The organism is Devosia sp. ZW T5_3 (genome assembly GCF_044987315.1).
Classification (GTDB): domain Bacteria; phylum Pseudomonadota; class Alphaproteobacteria; order Rhizobiales; family Devosiaceae; genus Devosia.
Map to the genome: position 1 here is coordinate 221,537 of NZ_JBJDRE010000005.1, position 25,321 is coordinate 246,857.

Here is a 25,321-nt window from a genome sequence, read left to right on the forward strand (position 1 = left end):
TTTTCGCGGGTTTCCGTACTTCCTCATATCCCAGCCGATCAAGGGAACGAAAAAATGAGGAAGGAACAAACTAAATGAAACTCTCTCTGCGCGCTCTTTCGCTTGCCGCCATTATGTCCGTCAGCGCTATCGCCGGCTCCGCCGCTTTCGCCCAGGACAATCCGATGGTTGGTGGCGCACCCATGCTGGCGACCAAGAACATCATTGAAAATGCGGTGAATTCCAAGGATCACACCACCCTGGTTGCCGCCGTCAAGGCAGCGGGCCTGGTTGAGACCCTCTCCGGCCCCGGCCCCTTCACCGTGCTGGCACCCACCAATGAAGCCTTCGATGCACTGCCTGCCGGCACCGTCGAGACGCTGTTGAAGCCGGAAAACAAGGACACGCTGACCAAGATCCTGACCTGTCACGTGATCCCGGCCAAGGCGCTCTCCACCGATATCATCTCGATGGTCGAGGCCGATGGCGGCAAGCATGTGGTTGATACGGTCGGCGGCTGCAAGCTGACGCTCGAAGCCAAGGACGGCAAGGTCACCGTGACCGACGAAAACGGCACTGTGGCCAATGTCACCATTGCCGACGTGATCCAGTCCAATGGCGTGATCCATGTCATCGACAAGGTTCTGACTCCCAAGTCGTAACCTTTGCCGACGCCAATACGAATAGCATTCCAGAACGGCGCGGCTCGCGCGCCTTTCACCAAACCTTGACGTGCCATCGCCCCCTCCCGGGTTCTACAATGGCCGTCAACAGCCCCGCGCCTGCCGCTCCGCCAGCGGTATGGCGCGGGGCACCCAATCAGGGACCAGAAAAATGGCTGTCGATCGTCGCAATCTCCTGCTCGGCGGCGGCGCTATCGCCGCTCTCTCTGCCATCGCACTGTTCCGGCCCACGGGCAGTTCCGCAGCTACCGAGACCAATTTCCCCTTCAAGCTCAGCGATGAAGAATGGAAAGCCAGGCTCTCCCCCGAAGCCTATGACGTGCTGCGCCACGAAGGCACCGAGCGCCCCTTTACCTCCCCCCTCAATGACGAGCACCGCGCCGGCACCTTCTCCTGCGCCGGATGCGACCAGGCCCTCTTCGCTTCGGAAACCAAATTCGACAGCGGCACTGGCTGGCCCAGCTTTTACACCTTCATCACCGGCGCCATCGGCTCGGTCACCGACAGCAGCTTCGGCATGAACCGCACGGCGGTGTTCTGCTCCAATTGCGGCGGCCACCAGGGCCACGTCTTCAACGACGGCCCAGCCCCCACCGGCCTGCGCTATTGCATCAACGGCGTGGCACTGAAGTTTACGCCCAAGGCGGCGTGAGAGGCACGACCTCGTGGTTCGACAGGCTCACCATGAGGTCTACTATTAGATTGCGTACCAACCAGTAGACCTCATCCTGAGCTTGTCGAAGGACGAGGTCGTGGCGAGGTTGCTGTTGCGGCACTGCTCGTTTTTCCGCTATGCGGGAGCAAAGCTTTCCCGGTGGCGCATCCCATGAAACTCACCATCATCCAGACCGGCGACGTGCCTGCGCCGCTGCGCGGCCAGTTCGGGCCCTATGCCAAAATGTTCGAGCGCATGTTCGACCAGAGCGGGCAGGCGTTTTCCCAGGACGTGGTGGCGGTGTCCGATGGCGCGCCATTCCCTGAACTGGGTCCGGTGGAGGGCATCGTCATCACCGGCTCGGCAGCGGGCGTCTATGACGATCTGCCCTGGCTCGATCCGCTGCGCGATTTCATCCGCCGGGCTTATGAGGCGCGCACGCCCATGCTGGGGATTTGTTTTGGCCACCAGATCATGGCCGACGCGCTGGGCGGGGATGTGCGTAAATCCGACAAGGGCTGGGGCCTGGGCCGCCACACCTATGGGGTGACCAGCCGCCCGGGTTTCATGCGCGCGGCGCCCGCTGCTTTGTCGGTGGCCTGCTCGCACCAGGATCAGGTGATCGTGCCACCCAAGGAGGCTGAGGTGATCCTGGCCTCCGACTTCACCCCCAATGCGGGCCTCGCCTATCGCAATGGCGCGGCGCTAAGCTTCCAGCCGCATCCCGAATTTCTGGATGACTACACCATCGCCCTGGCCGAACTCCGGCGCGGCAAGGCGCCCGATGCGCTGGTGGACAAGGCCGTGGCCTCCGTGGCGACGCCCTCAGACAGCAAGGATGTGGCAGGCTATATCGGGCAGTTTTTCGTGGGGCGGTAGAGCCCCTTAGCTCTCCAGCAGCATCGCAATTTCAGTCCGCAGCTCCCGCAACCCGTCGCCCTTGACGCTCGACGTCAAAATAACATGCGGATGGGCGGCCGGGCGCTTGGCGATAGCGGCTTTGGTCGCGGCGATGACCTTGTCCAGCTCCGGCTTGAGCGGCTTGTCGGCCTTGGTCAGCACCACCTGATAGCTGACGGCAGCGCCATCGAGCTCGTTCATCACGGTCAGGTCATTGTCCTTGGGACCGTGACGCCCATCCACGAGCACATAGACCCGGCGCAGGGTGGCGCGGCCGGTGAGATATTGATGGATCAGCTTGGTCCAGGCCCGCACTTTGTCTTCGGGTGCCTTGGCATAGCCATAGCCGGGCATGTCGACGATGCGCAGGTTTTCGCTCTGGCTCTCGAAGATATTGAGCTCCTGCGTGCGACCGGGCGTGTTGGACGTGCGGGCGAGGCCGGACATGCCGACCAGCGCATTGATCAGGCTCGACTTGCCAACGTTGGAGCGGCCGGCAAAGGCGATCTCGACCCGGTCCATCGGGGGCAGGTCGGCAATGCGCACGCAGCCCTTGGTGAACAGGAACGGCCGCGCGAACATCAGCCGGCCGCGTTCGATCATATCGGGCGAATAGTCGATTTCGCTCATTTCGGTCTCACTCAAAAACACTGCCCGCCGGAGGCTTCCGGCGGGCAGTAGCATGGTTTGGCTCTGCTGACGATCAGGACTTGGTCGTCTCGGCCGGCTTGGGCTTGCGCTTGAAGCTGTCGATGATGTTGCCGAACAGATTCACCTCGGCGCCATGGCGCTTCATGATGAACCACTGCTGGGTGACCGACAGGGTATTGTTCCAGGCCCAGTAGATCACCAGGCCCGCCGGGAACGTGCCCAGCATGAAGGTGAAGATCACCGGCATCCAGTTGAAGATCATCGCCTGGGTCGGATCGGGCGGCGGCGGATTGAGCTTCATCTGCACCCACATGGTAATGCCCATGATCACGGGCCACACGCCCAGATGCAGGAAGCTGCCGATGAACGGCGCCATGGTCGGATCCCACGGGATCAGGCCGAACAGGGTGAAGATATTGGTCGGATCGGGCGCCGCCAGATCCTGAATCCAGCCGAAGAACGGCGCATGGCGCATTTCAAGGCTGATAAAGATGACGGTGTAGAGCGAAAAGAACACCGGAATCTGGATCAGGATGGGCCAGCAGCCCGAGAGCGGATTGATCTTTTCCTTGCGGTAAAGCTCCATCATCGCCTGCTGCTGGGCCGGGCGGTCTTCCTTGAACCGTTCCTGGATCGACTTCATCTCCGGCTGCACGCGACGCATGGCGGCCATCGAGGCATAGGAGCGGCTGGCGAGCGGGAAGAAGATCGCCTTGATGATGATGGTCACCGCCAGAATGGCGAGGCCAAAATTGCCGATAATGCCGTTGAGGAACGTCAGCAGCTTGAACATCGGCCAGGTCAGGAAGTGGAACCAGCCCCAGTCGATCATCAGATCGATCCGGTCAAAACCATATTGCTGCTGATAGGCCGACAGGACTGCTTCTTCCTTGGCGCCGGCAAAGATGTAGCTCTCATTGGTCACGGTCGCGCCGGCGGCAACGACAATCGGCGTCGTCTCGACATAGCTCGATTGGTAGACGTCGCGCGTGCCGGTCGGGTTGGACCAGGAGAAGCGCGCATTGAGCGGCGCACCGGGCTTGGCGAGAACTGCAGTTGCCCAATATTTGTCGGTGAAGCCGAGCCAGCCCGACGTCGCCGGCAGATCGATCATCTGATCTTTCTGCATGTCGGAATATTTGCGGGTGACCAGATTGTTGGAGCCCAGAACGCCGGTGGGGCCTTCATGCTGGATGAAGAAATTCTGCACCTTGGGCGTGTCATGGCGGACAACGCGAGCATAGGGGAACAGCGCCACATCACCCGCGCCGGTATTTTCAACGCTCTGGGTGACGGTGAAGAGGTAATGCGCATCGACCGCAAAGGTGCGGCGGAACACCAGACCCGCGCCATTGTCGAATTTGAGGGTAACCGGGGTGGCTTCGGTCAGCGTGCTATTGGCGCCATCGAGCGTCCACACCGAATTATTGTCCGGTACCGCGACATTGGCCGAATTGGCCGGAATCCAGCCCTCTTCGATATAATAGGCATGCGCCACGCCAGCCGGCGTCAGCAGCGTAATGATCGGGGATTCCGGATCGACCGTCTCGCGATAGAGCTTGAGCTCGAGATCGTCGAGCCGCGCGCCGGTCAGATTGATCGAGCCTTCAAGGTCGGCCGTGTTGATCTGGATACGCTGGGTGGCGGCAATCGCCGTGGCGCGATCGGTATAGGTCGGTGCGCCCGTGGCGGCCGGCACCACGGCACCATCCGAAGTCGTGGTCGGGGTGGCGAGGGCGGCATCCTGCTGGGCTTGCTGGGCGGCCAGTTCCTGGGCCTGCTGGGCGCGGTCCAGTTGCGGCTTGGCAACGAAGAATTGCCAGCCGAACAGCACGACCATGCTGAGCACGATGGCCAGGATTATGTTGCGATTGTCAGTCATTGTCTCGGTTTCCGTGGGCCGCCGCGGCCGGGAGAATGGCGCTGTTCACTCGATCTGGGTTCGTGCACACGCACGATCAAGGCGCCCAGATCGGCAACCAGCTTGGCAAAGGGTTCACTCAGCGCTTCGGGGCGCCCGAGCAGCACATAGTCATGGCCGGGCACAAAGTCACGCGCGCATGCTGTCACAGCCGCGCGAAGTCGGCGCTTTATACGATTTCGCTGGGGAGAATTGCCCGTCTTCTTGGTGACGGTAAAACCAATGCCCGCTTCGGGTGCATCGGTGGCGATAGCCTGCAACCCAAACGCAGAACGCCCGGCGCGATTGCCCCGGGCGGCCCGTTGAAACTGGCTTCGCTTGGTCAGCCGGCGCAGGGCGCCTTCTGGCTGCTTCATGGCCGTCATCCGGCCAGAGCGCCTTAGGCCGAAAGCTTCTTGCGGCCGTCACGGCGGCGGCGGTTCAGGATGATACGGCCGTCCTTGGTGGCCATACGCGCACGGAAACCGTGACGACGGGCACGCACGAGCTTGGAGGGCTGGTATGTACGCTTCATGACATCAGACCGCGCGGGGCACGGTTCCTCTTGTTTGGTCGTTGCTTTCGCAAGAATATCGGACACTCATCATGCGCCAGGCGCCGACGGTGCGGGTTGGTGGGGTCTATAGGGAAAAGCTGGGGCCAAGTCAACGCGCCTGCGCTGCTTTCCCGCCTCTTGCTTGGCGGTTGTCTTCCCTGCCGGATCGCCGCATAAGTCTGCAACGAATTTCTTTTGCCCGGCAGTCCATGGCAGACCTCCAAAATCCCGACATCTGCATCATCGGTGCAGGCGCGCTCGGCATTGCCCTTGCTTTGCGCGCCAGGCGGCTGGGCGCCAGCGTGCTGTTGATCGATCGTGGCGCCGAGGAAGCCGGCGATCCCGCCCAGGGGCGCCTGGTTGCCGCCACCTTCGCCGCCAGCGCCGCGCGCGCTCAGGATATGCGCACGGCCGGAGCGCTGGGTTTGGCCCATGCCGAGCCCAAACCCAATTTCAAGGCCATTGGCGAGCATGCCAAGACCTTGGCCGCCAGCACCGCCCCGCGCGACGCCAAAGAGCGCCTTATCGCCCTCGGCATCGATTGCCGCACCGGCCAGCCCGCCTTCACCGGCCGCCAGACGTTCAAGCTCGGCGACGCAACCCTCCGCCCCCGCCATGTCATTCTGGCCACGGGCGCCAAACCGGTCCTGCCACCGATTCCCGGGCTCAGCGAGATCGCCTATTTCACCCCCGACACCATTGCCGGCAATTCCCGCAAGCTCAGCCACCTCGTCGTGATCGGCGGCGGTGCCAGCGCCATTGAGCTGGCCCAAGCCTATCACCGCCTCGGCGCCATGGTGACGCTCGTGCCCCAGGGCGAAATCCTGCCCGGCTTCGATCGTGAGCAGGTCGCCATCCTGTTGCGCCAGCTGGCCCAGGAAGGCCTCGAGATCGTCGAGGGCGCCGCGGTCTCGGCGATTCTGCCGCGCCGCCAGGGTACCGGTGTCGAACTCACCCATGCCGATGGCAGCACGCACAGCCTTGATGTCTCCCATGTGCTGGTCGCCATGGGCCGCCTGCCCGATCTGGCTGGGTTGGGGCTCGATCGCGCCAAAGTGCGCTTCGACAAAACGCGGCCTGCCTTTCTCCAGCTCAACCCGGACGGCCGCACCACCAATACCCGCATCAGCGCGGTCGGCGGGGCGGCCGGCCAGGACCAGCCCCACGCCGCCCTGCGCTATGGCGCCATCATCATCGATCGCCTGTTCAGCACCGGCGCCAGCCGGCTCGATAGCCTGGCCATCCCCAGCTTCATCCAGACCACGCCCGGCCTCGCCAGCATCGGCCTTGTCGAAGGCGAGCGCCCATTGCCCGAGGGCACCTTGGTGCTGCGCGCCAGCTTTGCCGAGAACGACGCGGCGCGGGCCCTGGGCCAGACCCATGGCGCCGCCAAGCTGCTCGCCAGCCGCAATGGCAAGATTTTGGGCGCCTCCATTATCGGCCCCGGCGCCGGCGAAGTCATCGCCATGCTGGCTTTGGCCATGGAGCGCGGCATGCTGGTGAGTGCCCTGGCCGAACTGGTCCTGCCCCATCCCAGCCTTGCTGCGGTCCTGACCCAGCTGGGCGAGGCCTTCCTCGCCACGCGGCAGCCCACCATCTGGGGAAAGCGCAGCCAAGCGCTGCGCAAATTGCTGGGTTGAGCAGGCCTGGCCGGGGGTTACAGCCCTCTCGTCCTTGCCTATAATGGTTTGCAATGACAGCCGAACGCAGTCTCAAGCCCCGCCGGTTCTCCGGCCTCTCGATCAAGCTCATCGCCACCATCATCGTGGTGATCTTGGCGGTCGAGGTGGTTGTTTATCTACCTTCGCTCGCCAATTTCCGCGCCAGCTGGCTCGATGATCGCCTGCGCGTCGGCGTGGTCGCCGCCCGCGTGCTCGATGCCGTGCCCGATGTCATGGCCCTGCCGCGCGGCCTCACCGATCGCCTCCTCACCTCGGCCGGCGCCAATGCCATCGTCTATCGTCGCGAGGGCCAGAGCCAGCTGATCGAGCTGGCCAATCCCGTCACCCCCGACGTGGTCGCCACCGCCGATATGCGCCAGCGCGATATCATGACCCTGACCATGGGCGCCCTCGACACGCTCTTTGCCGGGCCGGGCCGCACGCTGCGCATTGTGGGCGAGGGAAACCTGGATGAAAGCCAGGTCGAACTGCTCATGCCCGAGCGCCCGCTGCGGCAGGACATGCTCGAATATTCGCGCAATATCGTGTTGATCTCGCTGGTCATCGCCGCGCTGACCGCCGTGACGCTTTATCTCCTGGTCAGCCGGCTCTTCATCGATCCCGTGTTGCGCCTGACGCAAAACATGCTGGCCTATCGGCAGGCTCCCGAGAATGCGAGCCTGATCATCGTGCCCTCCAATCGCCGCGACGAAATCGGGGTGGTCGAGCGCGAATTGGCAGCCATGGAAAGCGACATCTTCTCCATGCTGCGCCAGCGCCGCCATCTGGCCGATCTGGGCCTGGCCGTCGCCAAGATCAATCATGACCTGCGCAATACCCTGACCTCGGCGCAATTGCTCTCCGACCAGGTGGCAACGCTCGACGATCCCAAAGTGCAGCGCCTCGCCCCGCGCCTCGTCACCACGCTCGACAAAGCCATCGGCTTTGCCCAATCGGTGCTCGACTATGGCCGCGAAATGGCTTCGCCCCCGGTCATGGCGCCCACCGGCATCAAGGCGCTGGTCGAGGACGCCGCCTTTGACGCGCGGCTGGTGGGCCATCCCCATATCGGCTTTAACAATGGCGTGCCCGAAGACCTCGTGCTCAATGTCGATGCCGGCCAGCTCGCCCGCGTGCTGCTCAACCTGCTCAAGAATGCCCGCGAGGCACTCGAAGCCGCCAATGCTGCCGCCATAGCCACGCCCGAAGTCACCATTGCGGTCGAAACCGGCGTCGGGGAAACCACCATTTCGGTCAGCGACAATGGCCCGGGCCTGCCGCCCCGGGCACGCGACAATCTTTTTGTCGCCTTCGAAGGCTCGGCCCGCGCCGGCGGCACCGGGCTGGGCCTCGCCATCGCGCGTGAAATCACCGAGGCCCATGGCGGCAGGCTGGTCTTTGTCGATCAGCCCCAGGGCACGCGCTTTGATATCGTGCTGCCCGCGGCCTTGCGGGCCGACTGATTTCCACAGTCTGGGCAAATTCTGCCAACCGCCCGCTTGCCAACGCCAAAGCAGCCATGTATGGGTTCGCTCGCTTCAGCAGGAAGCCGCCTCCGGGCCGCTTCGCTGATAGTCGCCGTTACCAAAACGGCTTGCGCGCCCTTAGCTCAGCTGGATAGAGCACCAGACTACGAATCTGGGGGTCAGGAGTTCGAATCTCTTAGGGCGCGCCACTTTTCTCACCGGCAATTTTCCGACTTTGGCGGCCTTAGGGCCCCTTCGGCTCGTTGCCGCCGAGTTCCGGATGCTGCGCGGTCAGCGTGGAGATGAAGCGCTTTGTCCGCTCGTCCGTGGGGCTGCCGAACACTGCTTTGGCCGGGCCGGCTTCCACCACTTCACCGCTTTCGAGAAACACCACATTGCTGGCAATGGTGGCGGCGAGACGCAGGTCGTGGGTGGCCATCAGCATGGTCGTGCCCTCGCGGGCGAGCTGGGCGAGCACTTCCACGACTTCGCCGGCCAGTTGTGGGTCGAGCGCCGAGGTGGGTTCGTCGCAGAGCAGCACCTTGGGCGCGGGGGCCAGAGCCCTGGCGATAGCGACGCGCTGCTGCTGGCCGCCGGACAGGCTGGATGGCCAGGCATCGGCCTTGGCGGTCATGCCCACCTTCTCGAGCAGTTCGAGCGCCCGGCTGCGCGCCTGTTCGCGCGGCCATTTGAGCACCACCAGCATGCCCTCCATGACATTTTCCAATGCCGTCAGATGCGGAAACAGCTGGAAATTCTGGAACACCATGCCGGTCTTGCGGCGCAGCGCCAATATGGCGTCGCGGCTGATCTTGTTGCCCGGGGCAAATTGGATTCTCGCATCGTCGATGCGAACCTCCCCCGCTTGCGGCATTTCGAGCAGGTTGACGCAGCGCAGCAACGTGCTCTTGCCGCTGCCTGAGGCACCGATCAGCGCGGTAACGCCGCCCTCGGGCACGGCCACGCTGACGCCCTTGAGCACGTGATTGTCGCCAAAGCTTTTGTGGATGTCGCTCAGCGTGATCATGACGCAGCCTCGATGGAGCCGCCATAGCGCGAAAACCGCTGCTCAAGGCGCCCCTGCAGGCTCGACAGCGCCGAGCTGACCACCAGATAGATCAGCGCCACCTCGACATACAGGATCAGCGGCTCATAGCTGGTGGCGACGATGCGCTGCCCGGCGCGGAACAGCTCGGGCACGGTGATCGCGGCGGCCAGCGAAGTGTCCTTGACCAGCGAAATGAACGTATTGGACAGCGGCGGCACGGCAATTCGCGTGGCCTGGGGCAGGATGGTGCGGCGCATGGCCTGCGGCCACGTCATGCCGATGGAATAGGCCGCCTCCCATTGCCCCTTGGGCACGGCGAGCAACACGGCACGGATGATTTCCGAGGTGTAGGCCCCCACATTGAGGGTGAAGCCGATCAGCGCCGCCGGGAAGGCATCGAGCACGATGCCGACACTGGGCAGTCCATAAAAGATCAGGAACAATTGCACCAGCAGCGGCGTGCCCCGGATGATCCACACATAGAAGCGAACCAAAGCCGCCAGCGGCCAGGGCGCAAAGAGCCGCGTCACCGCCGCGAGGAAGCCCACGGCCAATCCCAGCGCAAAGGACAAGAGCGTCAGCGGCACCGTGAACAGCATACATGCCCACAGCAGGGAGGGCAGCGCTTCGATCATCAGGGAAAGCCAGTGTGGCATCAGGCGATTTCCGTCATGCAAAAGGACCGGCCGATCATCGGCCGGTCCTTCGGGATACTACGCGTTCAGGCGCTTACTGCGAGACGTCTTCGCCAAAATACTTCTGAGAAATTTCGGCATAGGTGCCATCGGCCTTGATCGCCCCCAGCGCCTCGTTGATCGCGGCCAGCAATTCAGGCTTGCCCTTGGCCAGCAGCACGCCGGAGAAGTCGGCATCGGCGGCGGTCGCCACCACCTTCACATTGGCATCGGGCTGCTGCTTCTTGAAGTCGAAGAAGGACAGGCTGTCATTGATAGTGGCATCGGCACGGCCCTGGATGACCAGCGCGATGGATTGGTCGAACCCTTCGGTACCCACCAGGGTGGCGCCATATTGCTCGGCCAGCTTGCCGAAATTGCTGGTCAGCGACTGGGCTGCGTTCTTGCCCTTTAGGCTCTCGAAGCTGGTGATATCGGTATTGTCGGCGCGCACCACCAGGGCCGCCTTGGAGGTGATATAGGGCTCGGAGAAATCATACTTGGCCTGGCGCTCGGCATTGATGCCGACCTGGTTGATGACCACGTCGTAGCGATTGGCGTCGATCCCGGCGATCAGCCCATCCCATGGCCCTTCGACGAATTCAGGCTCGACGCCGATCTGCGCGGCAATGGCGCGGCCGATTTCAACGTCAAAGCCCACCAGCGCCCCGCTGGCATCGTGGAAGGTGAAGGGCGCATAGGTGCCTTCGGTGCCGATGCGCAACACGCCGGCCTGCTTGACAGCATCGAGCGCCGATTGGGCGAATGCCGGAGTGGCGGTGACCAGCAAGCCGGCGGCGATCAGCACGTTCAAGAGTTTCATGAATCTTCTCCTTATGGGGCCGGCTTATCTCCGGAACAGGCGCAGAAAACTGCACGTCCGGCGCCCAAGTTTCAACTGCTTGGATGGATGTTTCCTTCGGACCCGCCGGCTCGATGCCGCCATGCTCCGCTTGTCGCTTTGCGGAGCCGGTTGTTGCCCGATTCGCCGCGCCTGAAGATTGCCCACCAGCGCAAAGCAACGCTTCGCGCGCCCGCTAGCCAAAATGACGGGATCGCATTGGCGCCCTCGGCTAGCCTGCCCGCCCCGATACTTTGGAGCGGCAAATCCCAGCATGACCGGCACATCCGAATTCCTGTGGTACATCCCCAATGACGTCAAGGCCGGCCACCGCGGCGATGCCGAAACCACCGATCATAATAGCCTGCAAACCCTGACCAGCCACGCCCTCGCGCTGGAAGACCATGGCTGGACCGGCGCCTTGCTGGGCACCGGCTGGGGCCGCCCGGATACGTTCACATTGGCCACGGCGCTGGCCGCCCGCACCACCACGTTCGAGCCGCTCATCGCCATCCGGCCCGGCTATTGGCGGCCGGCCAATTTCGCCTCCGCCGTGGCAACGCTCGATCACCTGACCGGCGGCCGCGTGCGCATCAACATCGTCTCGGGCCAGGATAATCTGGCCGCCTATGGCGATGCCGAAGGCGACCAGGCCCACCGCTATGCCCGAACCAGGGAATTCATGCGCCTGGTGCGTCGCCTCTGGCGCGAGGAGAATGTCAGCTTTGACGGCGAGCATTTTGCCGTTGCCGGCTCCACCGTCGTGCCGCGCATTACCGCGCGTGGCGAACGCCTGCACCCCAAGCTTTATTTCGGCGGCGCTTCCGAAGCGGCCGAGCGGGTGGCGGCGACTGAGGCCGATGTCCAATTGTTCTGGGGCGAACCGCTCGATGGCGTGCGCGAGCGTATCGAACGCCTCAAGGGGTTGAGCAAGACACTCGACCGCGACCTGCCGCCGCTCGAATTCGGGCTGCGTATCACCACACTCGTGCGCGACACGACGGCACAGGCCTGGGCCGATGCCGAAGCCAAGGTTGCCGCCATGGCCGCCGGTAGTGGCACCAATTGGAACGACCACAAGCGCGCCACCGCCGTCGGCCAGCAACGGCTGCTCGACCTCCACAGCCAGGGCGATGTACTCGACGACAATCTCTATACCGCGCCCGGCAAATATGGCGGCGGGGGCGCCGGCACCACCTGGCTGGTCGGTTCAGCCGAAGATGTCGCCCGCTCGCTGCGCAAATACCGCGATCTGGGCATCACCCAGTTCGTGCTGTCCGACACGCCCTACCTGCCCGAAATCAAACGGCAGGGCGACCAACTCCTGCCCCTGCTGCGCGACTAGCCGGGGCAGGGCGGCTCGATCGCTAAAGCAGCTTGAAGCCGAGCCGGCGCAGCACCTCGGTCAGGCGCTCGCGCCCCTTGAGGGCTGCGCTCGTGCCGATGCGGCGGCTCACCTGTTCCGTCCAGTCGATGGGCGCCATTTTCTGCTCCGCCTGGAACTGGCGCAGCGCTCCATTATAGGCCGCCAGCTCATCCGGGCGCGTGCTGGCGCCATAGCGCTCGCGGTGCAGCACACTCGCTTGCGGCAGGCGCGGCTTGACGTCCGACGCGCGCGCCAGATCGGGTTTCCCCACGGTAAGCCCGAACACCGCGATCGCCTCTGGCGGCAGGCCGAGTTCGGCGGCCACCGCCTCGGGATGATTGCGGATCGCCCCGATATAGCACGTACCCAGCCCCAGCGAATCGGCCGCAACCACGGCATTCTGTGCCGCCAGTGCCGCGTCCAGCGCCGCCAGGAGGAAGCTCTCGATATAATCGAGGCCATCGCCAGGCACCCCATATTGCCCGGCAATGGCGCGGGCCCGCGCCAGGTCGGCGATCCACACGAGGAATAGCGGCGCCTCATTGATCTGCGCATTGGGGCCGGCCAGTTTCGCCAACCGGGCCTTGTGATCCGGGTCGGAGACGGCAACGACACTCCAGGCCTGCAGGTTCGATGAGGTCGGCGCCGATTGGGCCGCGGCAATTAGCAGTTCCAGCGTGCCTTCGGGCAATGCGCCCGGCAGATAGGCGCGGGCCGAGCGGTGATCCAGAATGGCGTCGATAGCCGCGCTCCAGGGCGCGTCCACTGCCGGGGGATCGGCGCGGTAACGCTGGCGCAGCAGGCCGGCCAAACGCTCGGCCGCGGTGTCGTGGACTTCAGCGCTGAGTGGCATCGTCAATCTCCTGGGCAGTGAACAAGTGCAGGCTGGCAGCCAAGGCGCATCAATGCACCTTGGGAAAGCCGTGCCGCTCGGCCAGCAGCGCGAGAATGCGGCTGGTGTCATTGATGAAATATTGACCGCCCGCCATCTTGGCGTCGGCCGGAGGATTATCGCCAAGCACCAGCACCGGCAGGCCCTGATTATCCTCGCCGATCAAGTCGATCACCGGCTGGCGCGGCCGGGGAAACGGCAGGCGCGTGACCTCGAGCTTGGTGGCGAGGTCGGGAAAACTGGCGAGGATGCCTTCGATCTGGTTGCAATAGGGGCAGATGAAGGGGCCATCGTCCCGCTTGGGGTCGGTGAAGCCGGGGGCAATGAGAAAAATTCTATCCTTGGCCATTCCAAATCCTGTTCGGCAGCTTCCGCACGAGCAAAAGCGGTTTGATCAAGCCAAGCTCGCCGCCCGCCGCGCCACAGTCCAGAAAGGACTATTGCGCGCTGCCGATAGAAATTGTTGCGGCGACCCTGACCACCAAAGCGCGGCCCCAAGCCGGACCCGAACTGCCGCAGTCGGCCGCATCTTCAATTCTACTAGATTGATAGACATTCTGAGTTTTTAGGATTGTGTTCTAGCAAACCCCTGCTGGCGGCGAGGAAATTTGTCTCGGTCGCGCTGCATTTGCAAAGCCCGCTCTCGTGCTTGGCCGCGCCTTTGTGGTGCTATGGGTGCATGAACATTGCAGCGCGCCCCCGTGTCCGATCCATGCCGCCAACCCTGGCGCGGCTGCCCCCATTGACCTCATTGCGGGCCTTTGTCGCCACGGCGCGCCATCTGAGTTTCACCCGCGCCGCCGATGAATTGCATGTCACCTCCGCCGCCATCGGCCAGCAGATCCGCCTCTTGGAAGATTATGTCGGCCAGACCCTGTTTCTGCGCAATCGGGGCCAGCTCGAGCTGACCGATACGGGCAAGACGCTGATGCCCGGCCTCACCGATGCATTCGATCGCGTGCTGGATACCATGGCGCGCCTGACCACGGCGGGCGAAGCCGCGCCGATCAGGATTTCGGTGGCGCCCTCTTTTGCCAGCAAATGGCTGGTGCCGCGCCTCGCGGCGCTGCGCCGGCGCGCGCCCGACCTCGAAGTGCTGCTCGACGCCTCGGTCAAGCTGGTCGATCCGTCCCGCGACGACACCGATTGCGTCATCCGCTACGGCCTTGGCGCCTATCCCGGCCTGACGGTCGACAAGCTCTTTTCCGAAGCCGTGCTGCCCGTCTGCAGCCCCGCTTTGGCCGAGCAGCATGGCCTCTCCCGTGGGCCCAATGCCCTGCTCGGCGTGCCGCTCCTGCACGAAGATGGCCCGGAGCGCGATGCGTCCTGCCCCGATTGGCCATCTTGGCTGCGCGCCCATGGTGTCGACCTGCGCCTGGGGGAGCCGGGAACGCGGTTCAACCAATCTTCCCTGCTGCTCGACGCCGCTCTGGCCGGGCAGGGCGTTGGCCTGGGCAAGCTGCGGCTGGTCGAGGCCGATCTGGCCGCCGGTCGGCTGGTCTCGCCCTTCGGCGCGCCCCAGCCGGTAGAGTTCTCCTATTTCTTTGCCGCCGCGCCGCACAAGGCCCGGTTGCCCCAGGTGGCGCTGTTCCGCGATTGGCTGCTGGCCGAAGCCGCCGCCACCCGCACTGCAAATCTTCCCCTTCGTGCCCCGCATCTGGCGGCGGTTTCAATCCCGGCAATGGCCGCAGAATAGAGAGGACGTTTCGATGTCGATATTGGATTTCGCCAGCTTTGCGCCACCGCAGCAGCTTGCCGTAGATGTCGGTCAGTTCAAGGACTCCATGCGCCATCTTGCTGGCGCGGTCAGCGTCATCACGGTGGGCCGCGGCGAGGACCGGACGGGTTTCACCGCCACCTCGGTCTCTTCGCTCTCGATCGAGCCGCCCTCGGTGCTGGTCAGCCTCAATCGCAATTCCTCCTCATGGCCGGTGCTGCAGCGCTACGGCACCTTTGCCGTCAACGTGCTGGCGCATGATCAGCAACACATCGCCGACCGCTTCGCCGGCCGCGGCGGGGTAAAGGGAAATGAGCGCTATCAAGGCGCCGATTGGCAGGAATTGGTCACCGGAACATCGGCTCTGTCCGATGCGCTGACCGTGCTCGATTGCGAGCTCGACGAAGCCATCGACCGCCATTCCCATTCCATCCTGATCGGCCGCGTCCGCGCCATCACCGTCCGCGGCGAAGCCCAGCCATTGCTCTATTGGCACGGCGCCTACCGCCACCTCACCGGCCCGGTCGGTCACTAGGCGTCGCGGCTCACTCGCTAATCCTATTGACCCGGCCCTTGGGACCGGGCCCAAACAGGTGCGGTCAGCCAATAGCGAGGTGAGTCGTGAGCTCTTCCGCCCAATTTATCAATGCCGCCGCAGCCGCCCGCCGGCTCGGCGTATCAGCCAAGGCCCTGCGTCTTTACGAACAACGCGGTCTGCTGGCGCCGGTCCGCACAACAGCAAATTGGCGCACCTATGGGCCAGCCGAAATGGCCCAGGCCGCCGAAATCGCCGCTCTACGCGCCCTTGGTCTGAGCCTGTCCCAGGTGGCGCAGGTCTTCAACGGCGAGCCCGATTGTCTCGAACCAGCTCTGGCTGCGCACCAGGCCGCGCTCGAAAGCCGCCTGCGCCAGCTTGCCGGCACGGTCGACAAAGTCCGCAATCTCCGCGCCGATCTCGCCCGCGGACAGGCCCCGGCCGCCGGGGAATTGCCGGCTCTATTGAGCCCAGCCAGCCAAATCGAAATCGCCCTCGACCTGCCCTGGCCTTGGGGCGGTGAGCGGTTCGAACTGGCAGCCATCAAACCGCTCACCTACATCATCGGCCCATTGGGCAGCGGCAAGACGCGGCTGGCTCAAGCCATTGCCGCAACCACACCCGGCGCGGCTTTTCTCGGGCTGGATCGCCTCATCGCGGGCGAGGCGGCCGAAAGCCATCTGGCCAAAGACACAGCCTTGAACGCCCGTGTTGAACAGGCCCTAGCCTGGCTAACCGAGGATGGGGCCACGCCATCAGCGGCGCTCACCGCGCTCATCGTGGGTCTCGAAATCGAAGGCCCGGTGATTCTGGTCGTCGACATGGTGGAGCAGGGTCTGGGCCAGACTACCCAGGAAGCGGTGATCGCCCATTTGCGACGCCGTGGACCCGAAGCGCGGCCGCTTTTCCTGATGACCCGCTCCTGCGCCATTCTCGATCTGACTGCAGTAGGCGCGGATGAGGCCATCGTGCTCTGCCCAGCCAATCACAGCCCGCCAACCCTGGTCGCGCCCTATCCCGGCGCTGCCGGCTACGAAGCCGTCGCCACGTGCCTCGCCTCGCCCGAAGTACGGGCCCGCACCGAAGGCGTTATCGCCTGGCGGCCGCACGTCGCCTGAAAGTCGAAGGCCCCGTCCGATAGGGCGGGGCCTCTGCAATTTTAGTCCAGCAGATCGGCCGGAACCGTGCCGCCATTGGCGGCCAGCTTCTGCAGCACCTGCTTGTGCAGCCAGATATTCATCTTGGCGGAATCGTCGGTGTCGCCCGTATAGGCCAGTTCCGCCGCCAGCTTCTTGCGGGCCGATAGGCTGCTGTCGAGCCCCAGCGCTTTCAGCAGGTCCACAATGGATTTGCGCCAGTCGAGTTTCTGCCCGCTCTTGGCTACTGCCGCATCGAGGATGGCCGCCACATCCACATCGCTGGCCGCAGCAGGCGGGACTTTGGGAGCGGCGGGAGCCGCGGCAGCGCTCGGCGCTGCCTGCGCAACCAGGGTGTCGGCTGCCGACGGGGCGGCAGCCGGCTTGGCTGGGGCGCCCGCGACCGAGGCGCCGACTCGATTGGCGGCGGCAAGGCCGATCGACTTGGCCATTTCCGCCGCGGCTGTCGTATTCACCGGCGCTGCGGGCTTGGGGGCGCCAAAGATCTTGGCCTTGATATCGTCGAACAGTCCCATCGTAGTTTCCTCTCCTGGTGTGCGATATGCGCCATGACTATGCCGCGACCGCACCCCAGAAGACAAGGAACTCTGCTTCGCCCGCCCGCTAGACCCCCAGCGCCTCCTGCAACCAGGCCAACTGCCGCAATTGCTGATAGGGTCCGCCGCCCTCATGGTCGTTGAATTCGTAATCCACCATGGTCTTGGGCCCGCCATAGGCAGCATGGGCGGCATAGACCGTTGAGGGCGGGCAGACATTGTCCATCAGCGCGGCGGAGAATAGCGCCGGCGCCCGGGCGCGTTCGGCAAAGCATACGCCGTCGAAATAGCGCAGCGTGTCGAACACGGCATCGGTCTTGTCGCGATGGGTGGCGAGAAACCGTGCGATCTCGCCATAGGGGTCGCGTGCGGCAATGCGCACGGCGCGGGGGAAATCGCAGAGGAACGGCACATCGGTCGAGAGCGCCTTGACCCGGGAATCAAGCCCCGCGACTGCCAGAGCCACGCCACCGCCCTGGCTGCCGCCGGTCACCCCGACCCGCTCCGGGTCGATGAACGACAGCGGCAACAACGCATCCAGCGCGCGAACCGCGTCGGTGAACAGCCGGCGATAATAATAATCGGCCGGGTTCAGAATGCCCTTGGTCATCATGCCCGGAATTTGCGGCGTGCTACCGATGGGATCGGGTGTCTCCCCCGGGCTCCAGCCACTGCCCTGGCCGCGCGTATCCATGCGGAAATAGGCAAAGCCGGCCGCCGCATAGTGCAGCAATTCATGGGCAAAGCCGCGCCCGCCGCCATAACCCACATATTGCACCACCAGCGGCAGCGGATCGCGCCGCTTGGTCGGCAGCAGCAGCCAGCCACGGATCGGATGCCCGCCAAAGCCGGGAAACGACACGTCATAGGCTTCGATCAGCCGTAGCGGCGAATCAAGCCGCGCCAGCACCGCTTCGCCGCCAAAGCTGCGGGCTTCGTTCAGCGTCCCGGCCCAGAAGGCATCGAAATCGGCAGGCACTTGCACGGCGCTGCGATAGGCATCGAGCGCTGGATGGGTAAGGTCGTTAAACGGCATGTCGAATCCCTGTTTCGTCCCCTCGGACGATAAGGCTTATAGCCTAGTTCAACCGCTTGCCGCTCGCCGCGTCAAACAGATGCACAGCGTTCAATTGCGGCGCCACATGAATGGTTGCGCCCGGCTCGGCCCGCAGCCGCTCGCGGAACACCCCGATCACCTGATGTTCGCCAATCGTCATGGTGACCTGGGTTTCCGACCCCATGGGCTCGACCAGCAGCACTTTGGCGGGCAGGCCATCGCTGACCAGCTCGAAATGCTCGGGGCGGATACCATAGATCGCCTCGCCTGCAATCGGGCCGGGCGGCAGAGGCAGCACAACGCCCTTGGCCACAAAGCCATTGGGCGTGAGCTGGCCCTCGATGAAATTCATCGATGGAGAGCCGATAAAGCCGGCCACAAAGGGATTGGCGGGCCGGTCATAAAGATCGAGCGGGGCGCCGAATTGCTCGACCCGGCCGGCATTCATCACCACGATCTTGTCGGCCATGGTCATGGCCTCGACCTGGTCATGGGTGACGTAAACCGTGGTCACCCCCAGCCGCTGGTGCAGCCCCTTGATCTCCCCGCGCATGACCACGCGCAGCTTGGCGTCCAGATTGCTCAGCGGCTCGTCGAACAGAAACACCTGCGGATTGCGCACAATGGCGCGGCCCATGGCGACGCGCTGGCGCTGTCCGCCCGATAGCTGGCGCGGAAAGCGCTCCAGCAGCGGCTTGAGCCCCAGAATATCGGCGGCCCAGCTTACCCGCTCGGCAATCTCGGCCTTGCTGCCGCCGCGATGCTCGAGCGAAAACGCCATGTTCTTGGCGACCGTCATATGCGGATAGAGCGCATAATTCTGGAACACCATGGCGATGTCGCGGTCCTTGGGCTCGAGCTCATTGACCACGCGGCCACCGATCGAGATTTCGCCCCCGGTAATGGTTTCAAGCCCCGCAATCATGCGCAACAGGGTGGATTTGCCGCAGCCAGAAGGGCCAACCAGCACGACGAATTCGCCATCGGCAATGTCAATATCAACGCCATGAATAGTGGCCAGTTCGCCATAGCTCTTCTTGACGGATGAAAGGGTAACGGGTGCCATTAAATTATCCTTTGAGCCCGGTATGAGCCAAGCCCTCGACGAACTGCTTCTGGGCGACGATGAAGACGATGAGGACCGGAATGGCCGTCATGGTCGCGGCGGCGAGCTGGATGTTCCACATCGGCCCGCCATAGGCGTCGGTGAATTGGGTCAGCGCCTGGGGCAGGGTGAATTTGTCGGCGCTCGAGATGAAGACGATGGGTTCGAGATAAAGGTTCCAGCTGCCGAGGAACGTGAAGATGGCGACGGCGGCCAAAGCCGGGCGGGCCAGCGGCAGGGCGATGGTCCAGAAAATCTTGAACCGCCCCAGCCCATCGACCCGTGCGGCTTCTTCCAGTTCCACCGGCAGCGAAATGAAGAACTGCCGCATGATGAACGTGGCAAACACCGCCGGGGCGCCAAAGATCGGAACCAGGATCAGCGGCCAATGCGTATTGATCATGCCCCATTTCAAAAACAGCTGGAACAGCGGCACCAGCGTCACTTCGGACGGGATCAACAGCCCCACCAGCACCACCATGAAAATGGCATTGGCGAAGGGGAATTTGATGCGCGCAAAGGCATAGCCCGCCATCGACGCCACGATCATCGTGCCGACCGTAACGATCGCAGCGATATAGGCCGAGTTCCAATATTGCAGCGCGAAAGGCTGAATCTTGAACACGTCCGAATAGGACGAAAAATCAAAGGCGCGCGGCCAGATATCAGGCGGAAAGGCGAAGATCTGGCTGACGGGCTTCACCGATGAAGTGACCATCCACCAGGTCGGAAAGACAAAGGGGATGAGCAGAATGCAAAGCGTCAAATAGGCCAGCGCCTGCGCGCGGGGGCTGAGCTCAGTTTTCATAGAACACGAACTTTCTGCGCAACTGCCACTGGATGAAGGTGAGCGCGCCGACAATGACCAGCAGGACGATGGACAGCGTCGAGCCATAGCCGAACAGGTAAAACTGGAAGGCCTGCTGATAGAGGTAATAGACCAGAACCGTGGTGGAGAAGCCGGGCCCGCCCTGGGTCAGGATCATGATCTGCGCGAACACCTGCAGCGCCCCCACAATGGTGACGATCGACGCCAACAGAATGGTCGGGCTGATCATCGGCAGGGTGATGCGGTAAAATTGCTTGAAGCGCGGCACGCCATCGACCCGCGCAGCCTCGAACAGCTCGCGCGGCACGCCCTGCAGCGCCGCCAGAAACAGGATCATGTTGAGGCCCACATTCTTGAGCGCCTGCACGACGATCACCGAGATCATCGCGGTGGTCGGATTGCGCAGCCAATTGGGGCCTTCCACGCCAATCATCTGCAACAGCCCGTTAATGCCGCCATTGCTCTGCAGCAGGAAGCTCCAGACAATGGTCCAGGCCACCAGCGACACCACGACCGGCGAAAAGAACAGCGTGCGGAACACGGTCATGAACGCCAGCTTCTGATTGAGCAGCAGCGCCAGCCCCAACGCCAGACTCATATTGAGCAGCGCCAACCCCGCCGAGAACACGGCGGTGACACTCATCACTTCGCCAATGGCCGGGTCGCTCAGCAGCTTTTCGTAATTGGCCGCGCCGGTGAAGCGAAACGAACCCGCCAGCACGTTCCATTCATGCAGCGAATACCAGAACACCAGAGCCAGCGGGATCAGCACGAAGATGATGATGCCGATCAGCTGTGGCGCGATGAACAGATATCCGGTGGCCGCATCGCGCCGCGCCATGGTCCAGAACCCGCGCTTGCGCTGCGCCTGCGATGTATCAAGGGCAATGGTCATGCATGTTTCCTTTTCCCTCCCCATGCATGGGGAGGGACAGTCGACGACAGTCTAGTTCAGTTTGCCGCCAGCAGCGGATTGAGCCGATCGCACAGCGTATTCAGCACGCCCGGGATGTTGGCTTCTGGCTGCCACAGCCCATCAAGACCGGCTCGCACGGTCTGCTGCAACTGGGCAAAATTGGGCACCTGTTGCGTCGACTGACCGGTCGCCACTCCGCGGATCACCACGGCCTCGATCTGCTCCTTGGTCAGCAGCGGATTGGCGGCCGAAAGCACATCGGCGGTCAGCAGGCTCTGGCGGGCCGGCGGGAAGAAACGGGCCAGCTTTGCCACATTGTCCTTGGACGAGAAGAAGGCGAGGAACTCGGCCGCCAGCTCGGGATTCTTGCCATTGGCCAGCACGCCGATGCCGGCCCGGCCAACCCAGGCATATTCCCCGATCGGGCCGCTGGGCAGCGGCACCAGGTCCCAATCAAACGCCTTGTCGTCCTTGGGCAGCAAGGACGCGCGGCTGATCTGGGTCGTGGTCATGGCTGCGTCGCCGGCAAAGAAGTCAGCCGAAACGCCGGGGCCGGGCATGGCCTTTTTCACAAAGATCGCGTCATGGATGAAGGTCATGGCATCGATCATTTCCTGGCTGTTGAACGCGCAGGTTTTGGTATCTTCCGACCAGGGATGAGCACCCCAGCCGGCATAGATCTCCGCCAGGTTTTCCCAGGCCTTGTATTCGAAATCGCGGATCACCAGACCCTGCTTGCCGGTGGCGGCAACCGTCGCCGCCGTGGCAATAGCATTGTCCCAGGTCCATTCGTCGGCCGCGATCAGCTCGGCCGGGGTCTTGGCGCCTGCCGCCTTGACCATGTCATTGTTGACGAACACGCCAAACGGCGAGGTCGAGAACGGATAGAGATATTGCACGCCATCGCGCGACCAGGCGGTGAGCGTGGCGGGCGGGAAGTCGGCAATGTCATAGCCTTCGGTCTTGGCGAAAGTGTCGGTCAGCGGATAGAGCGCGCCGGCCGCCATGAAATCGGGCGCCGTCGTGTCGAACAGCCAGGCCAGATCCGGCGGATTGCCGCCGGCGATCTGGGTGGTCAGGGTCGTCACATAGCCTTCGAATGCCAGCGAGTCATAGGTGACGGTAACGCCGGGATGGCTGGCTTCGAATTCGTCGGCAATCTCGTTGAACAAGGCCAGATGGGCCTCGTTGGCACTCCAGATCGCCATCCGCAATTCCTGCGACAAGGCCGGGGCGACCAGCCCCGTCGTCACCGCCAGAGCGGCCAATGTGGTTTTCAGCATAGTCCTGCGCATAAAAGATCCTCCCTGATTATGCGTATTAGCTAATAGCCAGAAATATCGGGCCAGTGGCATTCCACGCCCTGGTGCTCGATATGGCTTTGGAATTTGGCCAGCCGCTTGTCGTCTTGCTGCACGCCATGCGGGGTTTGGCCGGTGTCAAGACAATGCGCCGCCAGCATCCCCGCCACTTCGCCGATGTTCCACTCCACCGGATGCAACCGGTAGCAGCCATTGGTGATGTGGGTGGTGCCGATATTCTTGGACGCCGCCAGAAGGTTGGTCACCCGGCGCGGAATGAGCGAGCCCAGCGGAATTTCGAACGGGCAGGCGCCCACATCGATGTAATTGTCGCCACCGGTCGAGGGATGCAGATCGATGCGGTACATGCCCACCCCGATGCTGTCGCGATAATGCACCGCCCCACGATCGCCGCGCACGGCAAGCGACAGATCCTGCTCCAGCACGGTGGTCACCGCCCGGATACGGCGGCTTTCGCGGATATAAGGCGCCATGGCCAGGCCATGCTCGGTGCCGGTAATGTCGCCGCGCAGCCGCAGGCCGGGGAAACCCTGGCCGCCATCGGGGCGGGGCGCCTCGGTCTGCATCCAATAGAACATGGAATAGGAGAGACTCGCCGCATCAGCCAGCCGCTGGGCATATTGCTCAGGCGTCACGTCGATGATCGGGGCCTCGAAATAGTCGATCATCGGCCAGTTCACGAGGCAGATATCGCTGGCATAGGCGCCGGGCCGGAAATTGTGCCGCGCGGCAATGCGACGGAAAATCCAAAGGCTCATGTCGCCTGCGCTGGCGCGCTGGTCGGCCACTTCGCGGGTGGCATTGTCGACCGGATTGGGATCGAAAAACCGCCGGCTGCGCTCCAGCGTGCGCGGATTGGGCGAGTCCCAGCTGAGCAGCGGGCCACCCCAGAATGCGGGCGCCACCTGCCGCCAGTGGTCGTAGCGCGCCGGCTTGTCGATGACATGGTTGCCATCCACATGGTCGACGGCAAAGCAGATCGAAACGGCCTGCTGGTTGTGCGGTTGCGCTTCGGCCGGCGCACTGGGTTCGCCGGTTTCGGACTGCGCCTCAAAGCCGGTGACATATTCCGTCGCGGTCAACGGCAGCAGGTCGCCCAATTCGGTCGCATCGATGACATAGCGCGCCGAACAGGTCACCGTGCGGCCGGTGTCGCGATGGCGCAGCGTAACCGCCCGCACCACGTCGCCGTCCACGTCGGCGGCAATGGGCACATAGGGCTTCAAAATCGTCAGCTTGCCGCCCGCCGCATAGGGCGCCAGCATGGCTTCCATCACCGCCAGCGACACCCGCGGCTCGTGGCACAGGCGAGACACATTGCCGTCGCCCGGATTGAGTGTCAGATCGGCCCGCGCGGCTTCGCTCAGCGGATAATGGTCACGATAATATTGCCGCACGCCGGTGCGCAGGGCGCGATAGCTGGCGGTGATGCCGAATTGCTCGACCCAGGTATGCTCGTCCGGCGGCACGGCCTGGCTGGTCAGCTGGCCACCGATCCAGTCGAATTCCTCGCTCAGGATGACGCTGCGCCCATTGCGCAAGGCGCCCAAAGCTGCCGCCACGCCGCCAAGCCCGCCGCCGACCACCAGGATATCCGCGTTGTATTCTGTCACTTCAAACTGTCTTTCTTTGCATTGGGAGGAGCGAGCGTTTCGCCCGCCACGATTTCGCAGGTCAGCAGCACTTGCGGCACCTGGCTGGGGTCGAGCAGGGTCTGCACCAGCATGGCGGCCGCCTGCCGCCCCATCTCCTCGCGGGGAATGGCGTAGCAGGTGAAGGCGCGGTGCAGGCGCAGCGTATGGGTGCGCGTGCCGCTGCCCAGCACCACGATGGAAAGATCGCTCGGGATTTTGACGCCTTGCGCCCGGGCGTAAGTGTCGAAGGCCACGGCCTCCAGCACTTCGGCAAAAAACACGACCGTTGCGCCGCTGGCGCGAACCTCGGCCAATTGCCGTGCCGGCTCGCCATTCTCGATGGCATCGACATGGACCAGCTCGGCTCTGCCCTTGATTGCGCTCTGGAAGCCATGCCAGCGGTCGGCGATGGATTCGGCCGGGCCCGTCGTGCCGATAAAGGCAAACTGCCGGTGTCCCTTGGCCAGCGCCTGGTCGACCAGGGTCTTGGTCGCGGCAATATAGTCGGCGCCGACATAGCGCACCGGCCCGCCGGCATCGTCGCGCCGGCCCACCGCAACATAGGGATAGTCCCCGGCCACCAGCTGGGCCAGTTCATCGCGATCGAACTGGCTGCCCAGGATCAGGCAGCCATCGGCCAGCCGCAGCCGCCCGGATTCCCCGAAAATGCGTTTGCGGCCGCTATTGTCGCGCGCCGAGGCGGTCATCAGCAGCAGGTCATAGCCCAGGCTCTCGGCGGCTTCCTCGATGCCCATCAGGAACGGGGTATAAAAGTCGGCCTGTGCAATCGGGAAGGCGGGCTCATAGGTGAAGACGCCCAGAATGCGATTGGCGCCCTTGACCATGCTGCGCGCGATCGGATCGGCGACATAGCCGGTATCGCGAATGGCCTTGAGCACCCGTTCGCGGGTTTCGGGCGGAATGCGGCCCTGCGCGGACTTAGCCTCGTTGAGCACGAGCGACACCGTCGCCTGGCTGACGCCGGCCAATTGGGCAATGTCTCTCTGGGTCAACCGCCGCGATGCGGACACGTCCGTCTCCTCATTCCGCTAATTCGTATTAGCTGTTAGTGTTACGCATTAGCAGTTTTGATTTTGCACTGTCAAGAGGCTCGCCAACGGCACCGGAATACGGCCTCACTCCCCATCATGGGGCAGTTTGGCAGCCATAAAGGTCAAAAAAGTATCGGTGAGACGCCTGCTCTGTGGTGGCGGCGGCGCTATTGCGGGCCTAAGCTCCCA

At 63.6% G+C, this 25,321-nt stretch carries 26 protein-coding genes and 1 tRNA gene; 10 read left to right on the forward strand and 17 right to left on the reverse strand.

Going from position 1 to position 25,321, the window contains the following annotated elements; genetic code table 11:
• Window positions 1-74 precede the first annotated feature (74 nt).
• The 3 genes from ACI3KW_RS08575 (at window position 75) to ACI3KW_RS08585 (ending at window position 2,196) form a co-directional block, all read left to right on the forward strand.
• Entirely contained in the window at window positions 75-641 is a 567-nt protein-coding gene (locus ACI3KW_RS08575; protein WP_113121405.1) for a fasciclin domain-containing protein, read from the forward strand.
• Window positions 642-813: 172 nt separating this feature from the next.
• Complete coding sequence (gene msrB / locus ACI3KW_RS08580) at window positions 814-1,314, forward strand: peptide-methionine (R)-S-oxide reductase MsrB (protein ID WP_404847715.1); 501 nt, start codon at window positions 814-816, stop codon at window positions 1,312-1,314.
• Between the two features lie 174 nt (window positions 1,315-1,488).
• A complete protein-coding gene (locus tag ACI3KW_RS08585; RefSeq protein WP_404847716.1) occupies window positions 1,489-2,196 on the forward strand; it encodes a type 1 glutamine amidotransferase in 708 nt (235 codons plus the stop codon).
• 6 nt (window positions 2,197-2,202) lie between these two features.
• Here ACI3KW_RS08585 and yihA read toward each other — a convergent pair whose 3' ends face one another.
• The 4 genes from yihA to rpmH all read right to left on the reverse strand — a co-directional run bounded on the left by yihA (window position 2,203) and on the right by rpmH (window position 5,303).
• On the reverse strand, window positions 2,203-2,847 hold the full coding sequence (yihA, locus tag ACI3KW_RS08590) for a ribosome biogenesis GTP-binding protein YihA/YsxC (protein ID WP_035097866.1): 645 nt from the start codon (window positions 2,845-2,847) through the stop codon (window positions 2,203-2,205).
• Between the two features lie 73 nt (window positions 2,848-2,920).
• Window positions 2,921-4,750 (reverse strand): membrane protein insertase YidC, encoded by a 1,830-nt coding sequence (gene yidC, locus ACI3KW_RS08595; protein WP_404847717.1) that lies wholly within the window; start codon window positions 4,748-4,750, stop codon window positions 2,921-2,923.
• Window positions 4,747-5,145, reverse strand: a complete 399-nt coding sequence (gene rnpA, locus ACI3KW_RS08600; RefSeq protein ID WP_035098049.1) for a ribonuclease P protein component — start codon at window positions 5,143-5,145, stop codon at window positions 4,747-4,749. The genes yidC and rnpA overlap by 4 nt, the downstream gene beginning before the upstream one ends.
• A 23-nt stretch (window positions 5,146-5,168) precedes the next feature.
• A complete protein-coding gene (rpmH, locus tag ACI3KW_RS08605) occupies window positions 5,169-5,303 on the reverse strand; it encodes a 50S ribosomal protein L34 (RefSeq protein ID WP_035097870.1) in 135 nt (44 codons plus the stop codon).
• A 230-nt stretch (window positions 5,304-5,533) separates the two neighbouring features.
• On the opposite strand from rpmH, the gene ACI3KW_RS08610 reads away from it, so the two are divergent.
• From ACI3KW_RS08610 to ACI3KW_RS08620, 3 genes are all read left to right on the forward strand, one after another.
• On the forward strand, window positions 5,534-6,964 hold the full coding sequence (locus ACI3KW_RS08610) for an FAD-dependent oxidoreductase (RefSeq protein WP_404847718.1): 1,431 nt from the start codon (window positions 5,534-5,536) through the stop codon (window positions 6,962-6,964).
• A 53-nt stretch (window positions 6,965-7,017) separates the two neighbouring features.
• The gene (locus ACI3KW_RS08615; RefSeq protein ID WP_404847719.1) at window positions 7,018-8,448 is read left to right on the forward strand and encodes an ATP-binding protein; all 1,431 of its coding nucleotides are present in this window, start codon (window positions 7,018-7,020) and stop codon (window positions 8,446-8,448) included.
• A gap of 135 nt (window positions 8,449-8,583) precedes the next feature.
• A tRNA-Arg gene (locus ACI3KW_RS08620) sits at window positions 8,584-8,660 on the forward strand.
• 35 nt (window positions 8,661-8,695) lie between these two features.
• Here ACI3KW_RS08620 and ACI3KW_RS08625 read toward each other — a convergent pair.
• From ACI3KW_RS08625 to ACI3KW_RS08635, 3 genes are all read right to left on the reverse strand, one after another.
• Entirely contained in the window at window positions 8,696-9,478 is a 783-nt protein-coding gene (locus ACI3KW_RS08625) for an amino acid ABC transporter ATP-binding protein (RefSeq protein WP_404847720.1), read from the reverse strand.
• Window positions 9,475-10,155: an amino acid ABC transporter permease gene (locus ACI3KW_RS08630; protein ID WP_404847721.1), complete on the reverse strand. Its 681-nt coding sequence runs from the start codon at window positions 10,153-10,155 to the stop codon at window positions 9,475-9,477. Before ACI3KW_RS08630 ends, ACI3KW_RS08625 begins: the two co-directional genes overlap by 4 nt.
• Window positions 10,156-10,228: 73 nt before the next feature.
• Complete coding sequence (locus tag ACI3KW_RS08635; protein ID WP_404847722.1) at window positions 10,229-10,996, reverse strand: amino acid ABC transporter substrate-binding protein; 768 nt, start codon at window positions 10,994-10,996, stop codon at window positions 10,229-10,231.
• A 292-nt stretch (window positions 10,997-11,288) separates the two neighbouring features.
• Here ACI3KW_RS08635 and ACI3KW_RS08640 point away from each other — a divergent pair, with 292 nt between their 5' ends.
• Window positions 11,289-12,359 carry an LLM class flavin-dependent oxidoreductase gene (locus ACI3KW_RS08640; protein ID WP_404847723.1) on the forward strand — a complete coding sequence of 357 codons (1,071 nt, stop codon included), beginning with the start codon at window positions 11,289-11,291 and terminating at the stop codon, window positions 12,357-12,359.
• A gap of 22 nt (window positions 12,360-12,381) precedes the next feature.
• Here ACI3KW_RS08640 and ACI3KW_RS08645 read toward each other — a convergent pair whose 3' ends face one another.
• Entirely contained in the window at window positions 12,382-13,233 is an 852-nt protein-coding gene (locus ACI3KW_RS08645; RefSeq protein WP_404847724.1) for an NADPH-dependent oxidoreductase, read from the reverse strand.
• Between the two features lie 49 nt (window positions 13,234-13,282).
• Window positions 13,283-13,621, reverse strand: coding sequence for a DUF3088 domain-containing protein (locus ACI3KW_RS08650; protein WP_404847725.1), 339 nt, complete (start codon window positions 13,619-13,621; stop codon window positions 13,283-13,285).
• A 330-nt stretch (window positions 13,622-13,951) separates the two neighbouring features.
• Between ACI3KW_RS08650 and gcvA the strand changes: the two genes are divergently transcribed.
• The 3 genes from gcvA to ACI3KW_RS08665 all read left to right on the forward strand — a co-directional run bounded on the left by gcvA (window position 13,952) and on the right by ACI3KW_RS08665 (window position 16,642).
• A complete protein-coding gene (gene gcvA / locus ACI3KW_RS08655) occupies window positions 13,952-14,968 on the forward strand; it encodes a transcriptional regulator GcvA (RefSeq protein WP_404847726.1) in 1,017 nt (338 codons plus the stop codon).
• 13 nt (window positions 14,969-14,981) lie between these two features.
• The gene (locus tag ACI3KW_RS08660; protein ID WP_390888806.1) at window positions 14,982-15,524 is read left to right on the forward strand and encodes a flavin reductase; all 543 of its coding nucleotides are present in this window, start codon (window positions 14,982-14,984) and stop codon (window positions 15,522-15,524) included.
• Window positions 15,525-15,610: 86 nt separating this feature from the next.
• Window positions 15,611-16,642 (forward strand): MerR family transcriptional regulator, encoded by a 1,032-nt coding sequence (locus ACI3KW_RS08665; protein WP_404847727.1) that lies wholly within the window; start codon window positions 15,611-15,613, stop codon window positions 16,640-16,642.
• Window positions 16,643-16,683: 41 nt separating this feature from the next.
• On the opposite strand, the gene ACI3KW_RS08670 is transcribed toward ACI3KW_RS08665, so the two are convergent.
• The 8 genes from ACI3KW_RS08670 to ACI3KW_RS08705 all read right to left on the reverse strand — a co-directional run bounded on the left by ACI3KW_RS08670 (window position 16,684) and on the right by ACI3KW_RS08705 (window position 25,111).
• Complete coding sequence (locus ACI3KW_RS08670; protein WP_404847728.1) at window positions 16,684-17,196, reverse strand: DUF3597 domain-containing protein; 513 nt, start codon at window positions 17,194-17,196, stop codon at window positions 16,684-16,686.
• Window positions 17,197-17,284: 88 nt separating this feature from the next.
• The gene (locus ACI3KW_RS08675; RefSeq protein WP_404847729.1) at window positions 17,285-18,253 is read right to left on the reverse strand and encodes an acetylxylan esterase; all 969 of its coding nucleotides are present in this window, start codon (window positions 18,251-18,253) and stop codon (window positions 17,285-17,287) included.
• 43 nt (window positions 18,254-18,296) lie between these two features.
• Window positions 18,297-19,340 (reverse strand): ABC transporter ATP-binding protein, encoded by a 1,044-nt coding sequence (locus ACI3KW_RS08680; RefSeq protein WP_404847730.1) that lies wholly within the window; start codon window positions 19,338-19,340, stop codon window positions 18,297-18,299.
• A gap of 4 nt (window positions 19,341-19,344) precedes the next feature.
• Window positions 19,345-20,187, reverse strand: coding sequence for a carbohydrate ABC transporter permease (locus tag ACI3KW_RS08685; RefSeq protein ID WP_404847731.1), 843 nt, complete (start codon window positions 20,185-20,187; stop codon window positions 19,345-19,347).
• Window positions 20,177-21,103, reverse strand: coding sequence for a carbohydrate ABC transporter permease (locus ACI3KW_RS08690; RefSeq protein ID WP_404847732.1), 927 nt, complete (start codon window positions 21,101-21,103; stop codon window positions 20,177-20,179). Before ACI3KW_RS08690 ends, ACI3KW_RS08685 begins: the two co-directional genes overlap by 11 nt.
• 56 nt (window positions 21,104-21,159) lie before the next feature.
• Window positions 21,160-22,419: an ABC transporter substrate-binding protein gene (locus ACI3KW_RS08695; protein ID WP_404847733.1), complete on the reverse strand. Its 1,260-nt coding sequence runs from the start codon at window positions 22,417-22,419 to the stop codon at window positions 21,160-21,162.
• 29 nt (window positions 22,420-22,448) lie between these two features.
• The gene (locus tag ACI3KW_RS08700; RefSeq protein WP_404847734.1) at window positions 22,449-24,059 is read right to left on the reverse strand and encodes an FAD-dependent oxidoreductase; all 1,611 of its coding nucleotides are present in this window, start codon (window positions 24,057-24,059) and stop codon (window positions 22,449-22,451) included.
• Window positions 24,056-25,111: a LacI family DNA-binding transcriptional regulator gene (locus ACI3KW_RS08705; protein WP_404847735.1), complete on the reverse strand. Its 1,056-nt coding sequence runs from the start codon at window positions 25,109-25,111 to the stop codon at window positions 24,056-24,058. The genes ACI3KW_RS08700 and ACI3KW_RS08705 overlap by 4 nt, the downstream gene beginning before the upstream one ends.
• Window positions 25,112-25,321: the final 210 nt, after the last annotated feature.